This window comes from Acetivibrio mesophilus (assembly GCF_004102745.1).
Taxonomy (GTDB): domain Bacteria; phylum Bacillota; class Clostridia; order Acetivibrionales; family Acetivibrionaceae; genus Hungateiclostridium; species Hungateiclostridium mesophilum.
On record NZ_RLII01000002.1, the window covers coordinates 88,740 to 101,911 of the forward strand.

The 13,172-nt window shown below is 39.0% G+C and carries 11 protein-coding genes; 3 read left to right on the forward strand and 8 right to left on the reverse strand.

Annotation, left to right across the window (positions count from 1 at the left end; genetic code table 11):
* The first annotated feature begins 129 nt into the window (after positions 1–129).
* The 3 genes from EFD62_RS02655 (at position 130) to EFD62_RS02665 (ending at position 2,754) form a co-directional block, all read left to right on the forward strand.
* Positions 130–360 (forward strand): FeoA family protein, encoded by a 231-nt coding sequence (locus EFD62_RS02655; RefSeq protein WP_069193889.1) that lies wholly within the window; start codon positions 130–132, stop codon positions 358–360.
* 67 nt (positions 361–427) lie between these two features.
* Positions 428–2,593, forward strand: coding sequence for a ferrous iron transport protein B (gene feoB, locus EFD62_RS02660; protein WP_128705706.1), 2,166 nt, complete (start codon positions 428–430; stop codon positions 2,591–2,593).
* Entirely contained in the window at positions 2,590–2,754 is a 165-nt protein-coding gene (locus EFD62_RS02665; protein ID WP_083225111.1) for a FeoB-associated Cys-rich membrane protein, read from the forward strand. Before feoB ends, EFD62_RS02665 begins: the two co-directional genes overlap by 4 nt.
* Positions 2,755–2,790: 36 nt before the next feature.
* Here the strand turns inward: EFD62_RS02665 and EFD62_RS02670 are convergent, their stop codons facing one another.
* The 8 genes from EFD62_RS02670 to hisC form a co-directional block, all read right to left on the reverse strand.
* Positions 2,791–4,083, reverse strand: a complete 1,293-nt coding sequence (locus tag EFD62_RS02670) for a replication-associated recombination protein A (protein WP_069193891.1) — start codon at positions 4,081–4,083, stop codon at positions 2,791–2,793.
* Between the two features lie 34 nt (positions 4,084–4,117).
* Positions 4,118–4,549: an ACT domain-containing protein gene (locus tag EFD62_RS02675; protein ID WP_069193892.1), complete on the reverse strand. Its 432-nt coding sequence runs from the start codon at positions 4,547–4,549 to the stop codon at positions 4,118–4,120.
* A gap of 54 nt (positions 4,550–4,603) precedes the next feature.
* Positions 4,604–5,905, reverse strand: coding sequence for a phenylacetate--CoA ligase family protein (locus EFD62_RS02680; RefSeq protein WP_069193893.1), 1,302 nt, complete (start codon positions 5,903–5,905; stop codon positions 4,604–4,606).
* A 92-nt stretch (positions 5,906–5,997) separates the two neighbouring features.
* A complete protein-coding gene (locus EFD62_RS02685) occupies positions 5,998–6,573 on the reverse strand; it encodes an indolepyruvate oxidoreductase subunit beta (RefSeq protein ID WP_069193894.1) in 576 nt (191 codons plus the stop codon).
* 2 nt (positions 6,574–6,575) lie between these two features.
* A complete protein-coding gene (gene iorA / locus EFD62_RS02690) occupies positions 6,576–8,312 on the reverse strand; it encodes an indolepyruvate ferredoxin oxidoreductase subunit alpha (RefSeq protein WP_069193895.1) in 1,737 nt (578 codons plus the stop codon).
* Between the two features lie 233 nt (positions 8,313–8,545).
* Positions 8,546–10,057: a sodium:solute symporter family protein gene (locus tag EFD62_RS02695; RefSeq protein ID WP_128705707.1), complete on the reverse strand. Its 1,512-nt coding sequence runs from the start codon at positions 10,055–10,057 to the stop codon at positions 8,546–8,548.
* Between the two features lie 147 nt (positions 10,058–10,204).
* Positions 10,205–11,830, reverse strand: a complete 1,626-nt coding sequence (locus EFD62_RS02700; protein WP_128705708.1) for an MBL fold metallo-hydrolase RNA specificity domain-containing protein — start codon at positions 11,828–11,830, stop codon at positions 10,205–10,207.
* A 102-nt stretch (positions 11,831–11,932) separates the two neighbouring features.
* Positions 11,933–13,000 carry a histidinol-phosphate transaminase gene (gene hisC / locus EFD62_RS02705; protein ID WP_128705709.1) on the reverse strand — a complete coding sequence of 356 codons (1,068 nt, stop codon included), beginning with the start codon at positions 12,998–13,000 and terminating at the stop codon, positions 11,933–11,935.
* Positions 13,001–13,172: the final 172 nt, after the last annotated feature.

Sequence of the window (13,172 nt, forward strand, 5' to 3'; positions counted from 1 at the left end):
ACAAATAAAAACTGCGTTGCTAAACTTGAAGATAGATAGTCTTGACTAACTATATTTTTTTGGTCGCAAGTTAGTCACTTCTAACCTGGTGAATATGTGGTTTGTATACCCCAAGAAAGGAGAAGGTATATGTTTAGTTTAAGAGATGCTAAGTGCGGTCAAACCGTTAAGGTTGTTAAGTTGCATGGTGAAGGTGCCCTAAAAAGACGCATAATGGATATGGGTATCACCAGAGGCTGCGAGATTTATATCCGCAAAGTAGCCCCCCTCGGTGATCCGATTCAAATAAATGTAAGAGGTTACGAGCTAAGTCTCAGAAAATCTGCTGCAGAAATGATTGAGATACAGAAATCAAGCTGATTCTATTATGTTAGTATTTATGCCCAACAGTTAGGCTAAGCTAACTAGATGCTAAGGAGGAAATTTTATGCCCATAAAAATTGCTCTTGCTGGCAATCCAAACTCCGGCAAGACTACTATGTTTAATGATTTAACGGGAAGCAATCAGTATGTCGGCAATTGGCCCGGCGTTACCGTAGAAAAAAAGGAAGGGAGACTTAAAGGTCACAAGGATGTTATTCTAACTGACCTGCCAGGTATTTACTCTCTCTCCCCTTATACACCGGAGGAAATTGTTTCGAGAAACTATTTGATAAACGAAGAACCTAATGCAATAATAAACATTGTTGACGGAACTAATATTGAAAGGAATCTGTACCTTACCACACAGCTTACCGAAATGGGTATACCTGTGGTTATCGCCCTCAATATGATTGATATTGTGCGCAAGAAAGGTGATAGCATTGATATTAAAAAGCTTTCTGAAAAGCTCGGATGTGAAATAATTGAAACCTCCGCCTTAAAAGGCACTGGCTCAAATGAGGCTGTATCAAAAGCAATCGCTCTTGCGAAGCAAAAAACAAAGACAATTGCTCAGCATAAGTTTTCAGAATTGGTTGAAGACTCGTTATCAAAGATTGCTTCTTACATTGAAAACACTATTAGCCCAAATCTTCTGCGCTGGTACAGTATCAAACTTTTTGAGCGGGATCAAAAGGTATGGGAACAGTTAGCTTTAGATGAGAAAATTAGATCTAAAATTGATAGCATTATTGCCGAATGTGAAAAACAGCTAGATGATGACAGCGAAAGCATTATCACCAACGAAAGATATAACTACATTGCTGATGTCATCAAGGACTGTTACGTGCGCAAGAATACCTCCCGCCTAACAGTATCGGATAAGATTGACAGGGTACTTACAAATCGATTGCTGGCATTTCCTATTTTTGCTGCGATTATATTCCTTGTCTATTTTATATCAGTCACTACTGTAGGAGGATGGGCAACCGATTGGGTAAATGATGTATTGTTTGGGGAGATTATTCCTCCTGCAGTAGAAGGCTTTCTAGAATCGGTTAACTGTGCCGATTGGCTGTCATCTTTGATTCTTGACGGTATAATTGGCGGTGTAGGTGCTGTACTTGGCTTTTTGCCCCAAATGATGGTACTGTTCTTATGCCTTTCAATCCTTGAGGACTGCGGGTACATGGCTAGAATCGCCTTCATCATGGACAGAATCTTCAGAAAATTCGGTCTTTCCGGCAAATCCTTTATACCGATTATTATTGGAACAGGCTGCGGTGTGCCGGGTATTATGGCTTCGAGGACCATTGAAAGCGAAGAAGACCGTAAAATGACCATCATGACGACAACGTTTATTCCCTGCTCAGCGAAGCTACCGATTATTTCACTGATAGCAGGAGCATTTTTCCCTGGATCCCTTTGGGTAGCACCTTCTGCCTATTTTATCGGTATTGTCGCAATTATTTGCTCGGGAATAATCTTAAAGAAAACCAAAGCTTTATCCAGTAGCCCTGCACCTTTTGTTATGGAGCTTCCCGCTTACCATATCCCGGGAATTAAGAATGTAGCTTTTCAGATTTGGGATAAATCCAAATCCTTCGTTAAAAAAGCAGGAACAATTATATTCCTAGCCAGCGGACTTGTATGGTTCCTGTCCAACTTTAACTGGCAGATGCAAATGGTGGATGCGCCGGATTCAATACTTGCATCCTTAGGAAGTATTATTGCCCCCATCTTCGCTCCTCTTGGCTGGGGTACTTGGGAAGCAGCTGTTGCAACGCTCACAGGCCTTGTAGCTAAGGAAAATGTCGTTGGAACCTTTGGTGTTCTTTACGGATTTCAGGAGGTTGCTGAAGACGGTGTAGAAATATGGAGTACTCTGCAAGCTTCATTCACAATGCTTTCAGCATATTCATTACTTGTTTTCAATCTACTCTGTGCACCATGCTTTGCTGCTATTGGAGCTATCAGAAGAGAAATGAAAAGTCCAAAGTGGACTTTTATAGCACTAGGCTATCAAACAGTTTTAGCGTATGCAGTTTCTCTTTGCATATACCAGCTTGGTATGTTGTTTAAAGGCAATGGGTTTAACGTATTCACTGCCATTGCAATTGTAGTTATTATAGGATTTATTTATCTGCTTCTGCGCCGACCGAACAATAAAGACAGAAAAAATAGCTCGGCCAAAAAAGTCGGAAAAGCGGTACTAGGAGGTGCCAAATTATGATTAGAGTTATAATTGAGAATCTTGCAACTATTATAATAAGTGCTATTTTGATATGCTTGGGTGTTCTGGCAGTTATAAAAATATATAAAGACAAGAAAAAGGGATCCTGCAGCTGTGGCTGTTCAGGATGCCCCCAATCTCAAAATTGTCACAAAGATTAATATATAGATTATTATTTGCTTTAAATCATTTATTTCTTACTTTTTGCTTCTTCTTTTTTGAAGCCAATCCTTAATTTTTAGTTCATAGCCATTTGCGCTAGGATTATAATAGACAGTCCCCTTAATCTCTTGCGGAAGGTAATCCTGGTCAACAATATTGCCAGGATAGTCATGGGCGTATTTATAGCCCCTTCCGTATCCTAAATCTTTCATTCCCGGTGTCACGGCATTTCTTAGGTGCATCGGGATTTCACCTGTTCGTTTGTTTTTTACATCTTCTAAAGCATGGTTGATTGCTGCATAACATGAGTTTGATTTTGGGCTGGTAGCTACCATAACTGCTGCTTGAGACAGAATAATTCTTGCCTCAGGCATACCCACCATGTGTACAGCCTGTGCCGCTGAAACTGCCAATTGCAAAGCAGCTGGATTTGCCATCCCAACATCCTCAGATGCACATATCATTATTCTGCGTGCCAAAAACATTGGATCCTCACCGGCATACAATGCTCGTGCAAGATAAAAAACCGCAGCATCCGGATCACTTCCCCGCATAGACTTAATAAAGGCACTGATATTATCATAATGCTCCTCACCGGATTTGTCATACCTTGCAGCCTTCTTTTGGACACATTCCTCAATCAGTTCCATATCAATATGTAATTTACCGTCATTTCCAATAGAAGATGTTAAAACAGCAAGTTCAAGAGCGTTTAAAGCTATTCTGGCATCACCATCGCAAATATCCGCCAAGTAGTTGATCGCACCATTATCTATTTCAATATCCACATTGCCAAGCCCCCGCTCCCTGTCTTCAAGGGCATTTCCGATTACCTTCTTTATTGCATCACTGCCAAGGGGCTTTAGCATAAATACTGAAGACCTCGAAATCAATGCCTTATTAACTTCAAAATAAGGATTCTCAGTAGTTGCTCCCACAAGAATAATCGTACCATCCTCCACATACGGAAGAAGTGCATCCTGTTGGGATTTATTGAACCTGTGAATCTCATCAATAAACAATACTGTTTTTCCTTTAGGATTCAGTATCAGGTTCTGTGTATCCGACACAATCCTCTTTATATCCGCAACACCGGCAGTGACAGCATTAAGTTTTTCAAAATTGGCCTTGGTAGTGTTGGCAATAATCCTTGCTAGAGAAGTTTTGCCCGTACCGGGAGGACCGTAGAGAATAATTGAGGAAATCCTATCTGCCTTTATCATCCTGTTTAAAAGCTTTCCTTCACCAACTATTTCTTCCTGTCCAAAAAACTCTTCTAAGGTTCTAGGCCTCATTCTATAGGCCAAGGGCTCTTTTTTTGTATCCATAACACCATCCTCTAAGGCTTGCGGCAAGTTTAGACTAAAGCTTGCAAACTGTATCGGAAGTCAATACCTTCACGCCGGCGCCTTCAAGCATATCTACAGCTTTTTCCGGATTATCAAGCCTTAATATAACCAATGCCTCATTTTCTGCTTTTCCAACAAAAGCATACATGTATTCTATCCCTATAGCTTCTGATTCCAAAACGCTTAATGCTTTAGCAAGTCCTCCCGGCTTGTCGGGAACTGAAATAGCAATAACACTGCAACAGCTAACTGTAAAACCGTTATCCTTCAAAGCCTTTTCCGCTGTCTCCGGATCATTCACAATGAGCCTTAAAATTCCAAAATCAGTGGTATCGGCTATTGACAGAGCGCTGATGTCTATATTGCTATCTGCAAGAATTTTTGTAACCTCAGCAAGCCTGCCGGATTTGTTCTCTAAAAATACGGAAATCTGTTTTACAAGCATGTCTTATCCCTCCATTTTTATTTTGGAATAATTCCAATAATCCTAATAATGAGTTTAGAACTTACGCTTGTCAATAACTCGCTTAGCTTTTCCTTCACTTCTTTCAATAGTCTTTGGTTCAACAAGCTTTACTGTTGCACTGACTCCAAGAATTTCCTCAATAGCTTTTCTTATTTTCCTTTCAATATCTTCAATTCTCTTAACCTGATCGGAGAACAACTGCTGGTTCATTTCCACCCATATTTCCAGTACATCCAAATTATCTATTCTATCCACTATTAATAGATAATGGGGAGCCGTATCTCCAAATTCAAGAAGAACAGTTTCTATCTGTGACGGGAATACATTTACCCCTCTAATTGTGAGCATATCGTCGGTTCTTCCCGATACTTTGCTCATTCTGACAGTAGTTCTTCCGCATTCACACTTTTCATAGTTTAGAGTAGAAATATCCCTTGTTCTGTACCTAATCAAAGGAATTCCTTCTTTTGTAACCGTTGAGAATACCAGCTCGCCTTTTGAGCCCGGTGGGAGCACTTCTTCAGTTACCGGGTCAATAATCTCGGGAATAAAGTGATCCTCTTGTATATGAAGTCCACATCTGCAATGACACTCGGTGGAAACTCCAGGTCCGATTATTTCACTTAATCCATAAATATCTATGGCAATTATCCCAAGTCTCTCTTCTATCTCTTTCCTCATATTTTCAGACCATTGTTCAGCCCCAAAAACACCTGCTTTGAGCTTCAAGTCTTCTTTCTTGACGCCCAATTCTTCCATTTCTTCCGCCATATATAAAGCATACGAAGGAGTACATGCCAAAATAGTAGTACCAAAATCCTTCATTATTTGGATCTGTCTTTTTGTATTACCTCCGGAGATAGGTATAACCGATGCTCCAACTCTTTCAGCACCATAGTGTATTCCCAAACCTCCCGTAAAAAGCCCATATCCATAGGCAACTTGGATAAGAGAGTTCTTGTCGGCACCGGCAGAAACCAGGGTTCTTGCTGTAACCTCTGCCCAAGTATCAATGTCTTTCCTTGTGTAACCAACTACTGTTTGTTTTCCTGTTGTACCGGAAGAAGCATGTATTCTTACAATTTCACTTAACGGAGAAGCAAAAAATCCATAGGGATAAGTATCTCTTAAATCATTTTTGTAAGTGAAAGGAAGCTTCTTTAGGTCATCCAAGGTTTTAATATCTCCGGGTTCGATACCCTTCTCTTGCATTTTTTCTCTATATACCGGAACATTATGGTATATCCTTTTTACAGTATCAATAAGCCTTTCTGTCTGAAGCTTCATCATCTCTTCTCTTGACATACATTCACACGAAGGATTCCAGTACTGCATATAACTACCCCCAATACACATAATAATTTTATAGTAACACCATAGGCCCCTGCCTATCGGTTTTATCTATTTGATTCTTGCGAATACTTATATTAACCCCTGCTATAGCCTTCTTCAAAAGCCTTTAGATTCACGTCAAGCGCTTTTTGAGGAACAATTTCCTTAAGCGACTCAATCCATAATTCTTTATCAATATTCATTGATTTTGCCAAAAGCCCAATCAAAACTGTATTAACTGCTTTTATGTTTTTACATTCTTTGGCTATTTTAAGGGCATCTAGGGAAATAACATTTTTATAGTTTTCCCTGAGCTTTTCCATTATGTTTTCAGGATATTTTTCTTTTCCTATTATAACGGGCATAGGATTAATTTTTTGCTCATTAACCAAAAGCTTGCCGTCCTCTTTTAGATATTCAGCCCACCTTAAAGCCTCAAGCATTTCAAAGGCAATAATTATATCCGCCTCCCCCTTTTCAATTATCGGAGAGTATACCTTGTCACCTATCTTTACATAAGTTACGACACTTCCACCTCTCTGTGACATTCCATGTACTTCAGAGACTTTAACGTCATAATTCTGTTTTAGTGCGACATTACCTATGACCCTGCTGGCAAGCAATGTACCCTGCCCACCTACTCCAACTATCATTATATTACATTTATCCATTTTTATTCACCAGCCTTTTCAATTGCATCAAAGTTGCATACTTTTGAACATAATCCGCATCCCACACATAAAGCATCGTTTATTTCTATATGATCTCCAAAGTCAACGATAGCAGGACATCCTATTTTCATACACATCTTGCATTTTTTACATTTCTCGTTGATTATTTTATGAGGACCTTCGAACTTCACATTTTTTAAAAGTGCACATGGCCTCTGGGAAATCACAACTGAAGGCTCATCAGCCGCAATCTCTTCTCTTACAGTCTTTTCAAACTCTTTTAAGTTGAAAGGATCTACGACCTTAACTCTGTCAACCCCAACAGCGTGGCAAAGTTTTTCAAGATCCACCTGTCTTGTGGGCTCACCCTTTATTGTAAAGCCGGTTGTAGGATTATGCTGATGACCTGTCATACCGGTAATGGAGTTGTCAAGTATTATTACTGTTGAATTTCCTTTATTATAAACTACGTTAACCAGCCCGGTTATTCCTGAATGTACAAATGTGGAATCTCCCAGTATAGCGACAGTTTTACTGCCAAACTCCTTGCCCCTTGATTTTTCCATACCATGAGCTGCACCAATGCTTGCACCCATGCAAACACAGGTATCCATTGCCTGGGTAGGCGGCAGCGCTCCTAATGTATAACACCCTATATCTCCGCTAACCGTAAGCTTTAGCTTATTGAGTACATAAAACATTCCTCTATGCGGACAGCCTGGGCACATTACAGGAGGTCTTACCGGCGTCCCGATTCCCTCGATTTTCTTTCCGGTACTTTGGTTTCCAAACACCTTTTCCCTGATAAGGTTGGCACTATATTCGCCCATAACAGGCAATACATCCTTGCCTATTACCTTAATTCCTAACTTCTTTATATGATCCTCAAAAAACGGCTCCAATTCTTCAATAACATATAATACTTTTACTTTCTCAGAAAATTCTTTAATTAATTTGTCCGGAAGAGGATAAATCATTCCAAGCTTAAGATATGAAACATCACCGAAGGCTTCTCTTGCATACTGATAAGCAATTCCACTGGTTATTACACCAACGTCCGTGTTTCCCCATTCAATCCTATTTAAAGGGGTGGTATTTGAGAACTCGGCTAAAGCTGCCATTCTATTTTCTACAGCCACATGTCTTTTGCGTGCCATTGCAGGCATCATAACATACTTGTCGGGATCCTTTTTATATTCCCTAAGCGCTATATCTTCCCTATCTCCGATTTCAACAATGCTCTGTGAATGCGATATCCTTGTTGAAAGCCTGAAAAGAACAGGGGTATCGAATTTCTCGCTTATTTCAAAGGCTTCCTTCACATATTCTTTACATTCTTCACTGTCGGAAGGCTCAACCATAGGTATTTTCGAAGCTTTTGCATACATACGGCTGTCCTGCTCATTCTGTGAACTATGCATTCCCGGATCATCTGCAACCATGATAACAAGTCCTGCATTAACGCCGGTATAGGATACGGTAAACAACGGATCTGCTGCTACATTAAGCCCAACATGCTTCATTGAGCAAATTGCTCTTCCTCCGGCAATTGATGAGCCTATGGCTACTTCAAGAGCAACCTTTTCATTTGGTGACCACTCAGAATACACTTCGTCATATTTTGCTATATTTTCTGTTATTTCGGTACTCGGCGTACCAGGGTAAGCTGTTGCAACTTTTACCCCTGCCTCATAAGCTCCTCTGGCTACTGCCTCGTTTCCGAGCATTAGTTTTTTCATCAACAATCCCCCATCTATTTATAAATATAGAATAATTTTATTTCTATCTTATCACATAATCCAAGCATATTAAACCCATTAATATTATCTTTTATCCATGAATTATTGTCAATTATTAATTGCTAATAGGCCAATAGGCTGACTTATAATTTATGAGACTATATCAAAAGTCAAAACAGCCGAAAAAATATACTCCGGCTGCTTTATCAATACTAATTCAATTTTATATATAGTTAGGAGGCCAACTTTTGCTTTTCGTCTTTATCGCCATATATCATGTTGATATGTGCTTTTGGAAGCTTTGCTGTAAATAGGCTGACCACAGGTACCACTATCAAAGATATGATCATGGCTGCGGCACCCACATTTGGTGTATTCTTCATACCAAAAATCATTGAGCCGCCTACTGCGCATAAAAATCCAACTATCATACCTGACCATGCTCCGACCTTGGTTGTACCCTTCCAGTATAAGCCATACAGAAATGGAGCAAGGAACGACCCTGCAACAGCTCCCCAGGATAATGACATAAGTGTCAAAATAGAGCTTGGTATTACAGCAACGATAAATGAGAAGGCAACAAACAATGCACAAAGCACTCTCATAAGAAACATAACCTTTTCACTTTTCATTTTTGGGAAGAATACTCCCTTTATAAGGTCCATAGAAATTGCCGAGCTTGATACAAGTACCAATGAAGAAAGGGTTGACATCGAAGCCGACAGCACCAAGATAATCACAATCCCCATCAAATAATCCGGCAATGCACTTTCGAGCATTGTAGGTACAACCCTGTCAAGGTCTCCGCCAATTTCGTCCAGTGAAACAAAGAGCCTACCGAAAGAACCTATAAAATATGCTCCACCGGATATCAATATTGCAAAAATTGTCGCAACAACGGTACCTTTCTTTATGGCATCATCGTCTTTGACGGCGTAAAACTTATGAATCATTTGTGGCAATCCCCATGTGCCAAGACTTGTGAGTATAATCATTGAAAGGAGGTTTAAAGGCTGAGGACCAAAAGGCTTAACCAGTCCTTCACCAACTTCCGGAATTTGCGAAAGTCTTGATATTCCTTCAGTAAGTCCTCCGACATTTTCGTGATTTACGACAAAAGCTATCATTAGGACAATTCCGATTATCATTATAATACCCTGTATCAGGTCATTAATTGCAGTGGCAACATATCCTCCAAGCAAAAGGTATATTCCCGTCAATGCAGCCATTACCAGCATAATTGCCTCAAAGGAAATCGTAATCCCAATGGTAGCAGCCAGCGGCTCTGCAAGTGTCTTTTCAATTAAATAGCTCAATCCCTGGTAAACCGATGCCGAATAAGGAACAAGAAATACAAAGATAATGATTGATGCCACTATTTTCATACCCTTGCTGTCATATCTTTTTTCAAAGAATTCTGGCATTGTAGAAACGTTTAAATCATGGGTCATTTTACGGGTTCTCTTTGCTAGGATAAGCCAAGAGAGAAGACAGCCTAAAACTGCATTTCCGATTCCAATCCATACTGTGGAAATTCCAAAGTTCCATCCATTTTTGCCTGCATAGCCTATAAAAATAACTGCCGAAAAATACGTCGTACCATAGGCAAAAGCTGAGATCCACGGTCCCATCGCTCTTCCGCCCAATAAAAAGTCCTGTTCGTTATTTACTTTCTTTTTGCTGTAGATTCCGACACCGACCATAATGGCAACAAAGATCGCAAGAAATAAGAACTTCATAAACATAATCCTACCATCCTCCAATAAATAAATTTCAGTACCTACCATGCTACCAGTGATTTATTTATATTCTACACTAAAGGCAAAAAAAAATAAAGAAGAATTTTCAACTTCTTTATTTTTTAACATAACATATTAATATTTTCACATATATTATTTTAGCGCCTCTAATATTGACTTTTCAATATTCTTAAGTCTTGTCAGCAATTCATCAATCTCGAGGTCAGTTTTATCCTGCTTTAAGTCTGATTTTAATATATATGTCAATTCGTCTACCTCTTCCTTAATGTTTTCAAGCTTTTCAACCACCTGAAGTCTCTTAAAGGAATTGTCCGGCCTAATTATTTCATCGGTTTCAATCACATTATATGCATTTAGTATAAAGCTTTCGCCTTTAAAAGGTATTATAGTTTCTATATTAAATCTTCTGTAAATTTCTTCTGAAAACTCAGTCATTGAATCTTCTTCGCCATGGACTATAAAAATCTTTTTTGGCTTTTTGCTAAACCTTTCGATCCAGCTTAAAAGCCCTTGCTTATCCGCATGGCCTGAAAAGCCCTCAATCATCTCAATCCTTGCTTCCACCGAAATCTCTTCGCCAAACAACCTTACTTTCTTTGCTCCGTCCAAAAGCCTTCTTCCTAGAGTCCCTTCTGCCTGATATCCTACAAAAATTATTGTGCTGTCCTTCCTCCATAGGTTGTGCTTCAAATGATGTCTGATCCTTCCTGCCTCACACATACCGCTGGCAGAAATGATTATCGAGCTGTCTTTTCTTTCATTCAATGCCTTAGACTCATCAGCTGTTCGAGTAAACTTAAGTCCAGGGAAGTCTAGAGGATTGTCACCGTTTTCAACATATTCCCTTGCTTCATCATCGTAGCAGTCCAGATTATTTCTAAATACTTCTGTTGCAGATATGGCCATCGGACTATCAATATAAACCGGCGTAGCAAAAAGTTTTTTTAATTTCTCATCGCATACTTCCTTCTTTTTATTCAACTCATATATGAGTTCCTGGGTTCTTCCCACTGCAAAGGAAGGTATTACGACATTTCCGCCTTTTTCAATTGTATTATTTATTAAGTCCAAGAAATACTCTGCTTTGTCCGCTCGCTGATTATGCAATCTGTTTCCGTAAGTCGACTCAATTACAAGATAATCCGCACTTTCAATTATAGAAGGATCCTTTAATATTGGAATATCCCTATTCCCCAAGTCTCCAGAAAATACTATTTTGGTCTCTTCGCCCTTCTCTGTAATCCACATTTCAATGATGGCTGACCCTAAGATATGTCCAGCATCGTTAAATCTTACCCTTATTTCGTCATTTATCTTGAGTATTTCACCGTAAGATACCTTCCTAAAAAGCTGCAGAGAATCTACTGCATCCTGATATGTATACAACGGCTCAACAGGCGGTTTCCCTGCACGAATTCTTTTTCTGTTCGTCCATTCGTTTTCATATTCTTGAATATGACCGCTGTCAGGCAGCATAATAGCACAAAGTTCCACTGTGGCCTTTGTAGCAATTACCTCACCCTTAAAGCCCTTAATATAAATCCTTGGAATCCTTCCACTGTGGTCTATATGAGCATGGGTAAGAAAAATATAATCAAGCTCCGATACATTAAAAGGAAACTCCTCTTCATTTAACGAATTGTCCTTAGAGTATCCCTGAAACATTCCGCAATCTACAAGGAATTTGGAAGACGCTGTCTCCACAAAGAAACACGAGCCGGTAACTGTTTTCGCAGCTCCTAAAAAGGTTATCTTCATTTTACACCTCACAAATTCTTTTTAAGAATCTATTCGACACTGGAACATTTTTTACCTCTAAAATAATTGAAGTTTTTCAAATTTCCTTTCCTTACCAAGCTGTTAACACAGTGATTCGATTATCTCCCTTACTTTTTGGCAAAAGAAGTCCATCTCTTCATCACAACCGATACTAACGCGTAAAAAATTATCAATTCTCGGACTATTAAAATGTCGAACCAGTATGTTGCTTTCTTTAAGCTTTTCAAACAGCAACTTGCCATTTATCTTTGGATGACTAATAAAAATGAAGTTGGCCTTTGACTCAATCACTTTAAAACCTAAGGCAGATAACTTGTCTGAAACCCATTCCCTTGTATTGATTATTTTATCTCTGATTTCACAAAAATACTCATGATCCTTTATTGCTTCCTCGGCACCGACCAGCGCCAGTCTGTCTAAGGTATAAGAGTTTATTGAATTCTTTACACGATCTAAGCCTTCTATCAACTGTTCGTTACCTAAAGCAAAACCCACCCGAAGACCTGCCAGAGCTCTGGATTTTGATAATGTTCCTATCACCAGCAGATTATCGAATTCCTTTATCAATTCGATGGAGGTCTGAGCACCAAAATCAACATATGCTTCGTCAATAATGACAACTTTATTTGTATTCTTTTCAAGAATTCTTCTTATACTTTCAATCGGAAGGGCTTTTCCTGTTGGGGCATTAGGATTTGCCAATATTATTCCGTCATTTTCAGTAAAAAACTCCTCCACAGGGATGTTGAATTCTTCATCTAAGGGTATTAATCTATAATTTACACAAAACATTGAGGAATAAACCTCATAAAAGCTGTAGGTTATATCGGGGAAAATTATAGTGTCCCCAGGATTGAAAAACGCCATAAAAGAAAAAGCCAAAATCTCATCCGATCCATTGCCTACAAACACCTCCGAAGCTTTAAGCCCGTGATACTCAGCAAGAGTATTTCGTAAACTGTCGCAGGTGGGATCCGGATATAATCTAAGGCTTTCATTTGCTACCTTTGAAATAGCCTTTAGAGCTTTTTGGGAAGGCTGATACGGATTCTCGTTGGTATTTAATTTTATGTATTTCCTGTCCTTGGGTTGCTCTCCCGGAACATAAGGACTTATTTTTTTGACGATATTACTCCAATACTTGCTCATAAATTAAAACTCCTTAAATCAATTTTATTAATTTTCTAAAATATCAATTCATACATTCAAAAATTTTTTAAGCGTAAATGTTTACATAAAAAACAATGGATGAATTTACACTTTCAGTATTATATCACAGGTTCCAATTAGATTAATATCCTTTAATGAAAACTTTTCCTCA

Bases quoted from the DNA above. Each gene is read 5' to 3' on its own strand.
- EFD62_RS02655 (WP_069193889.1), top strand. From the start codon at position 130: ATGTTTAGTTTAAGAGATGCTAAGTGCGGTCAAACCGTTAAGGTTGTT.
- feoB (WP_128705706.1), top strand. From the start codon at position 428: ATGCCCATAAAAATTGCTCTTGCTGGCAATCCAAACTCCGGCAAGACT.
- EFD62_RS02665 (WP_083225111.1), top strand. From the start codon at position 2,590: ATGATTAGAGTTATAATTGAGAATCTTGCAACTATTATAATAAGTGCT.
- EFD62_RS02670 (WP_069193891.1), bottom strand. From the start codon at position 4,083: ATGGATACAAAAAAAGAGCCCTTGGCCTATAGAATGAGGCCTAGAACC.
- EFD62_RS02675 (WP_069193892.1), bottom strand. From the start codon at position 4,549: ATGCTTGTAAAACAGATTTCCGTATTTTTAGAGAACAAATCCGGCAGG.
- EFD62_RS02680 (WP_069193893.1), bottom strand. From the start codon at position 5,905: ATGCAGTACTGGAATCCTTCGTGTGAATGTATGTCAAGAGAAGAGATG.
- EFD62_RS02685 (WP_069193894.1), bottom strand. From the start codon at position 6,573: ATGGATAAATGTAATATAATGATAGTTGGAGTAGGTGGGCAGGGTACA.
- iorA (WP_069193895.1), bottom strand. From the start codon at position 8,312: ATGAAAAAACTAATGCTCGGAAACGAGGCAGTAGCCAGAGGAGCTTAT.
- EFD62_RS02695 (WP_128705707.1), bottom strand. From the start codon at position 10,057: ATGTTTATGAAGTTCTTATTTCTTGCGATCTTTGTTGCCATTATGGTC.
- EFD62_RS02700 (WP_128705708.1), bottom strand. From the start codon at position 11,830: ATGAAGATAACCTTTTTAGGAGCTGCGAAAACAGTTACCGGCTCGTGT.
- hisC (WP_128705709.1), bottom strand. From the start codon at position 13,000: ATGAGCAAGTATTGGAGTAATATCGTCAAAAAAATAAGTCCTTATGTT.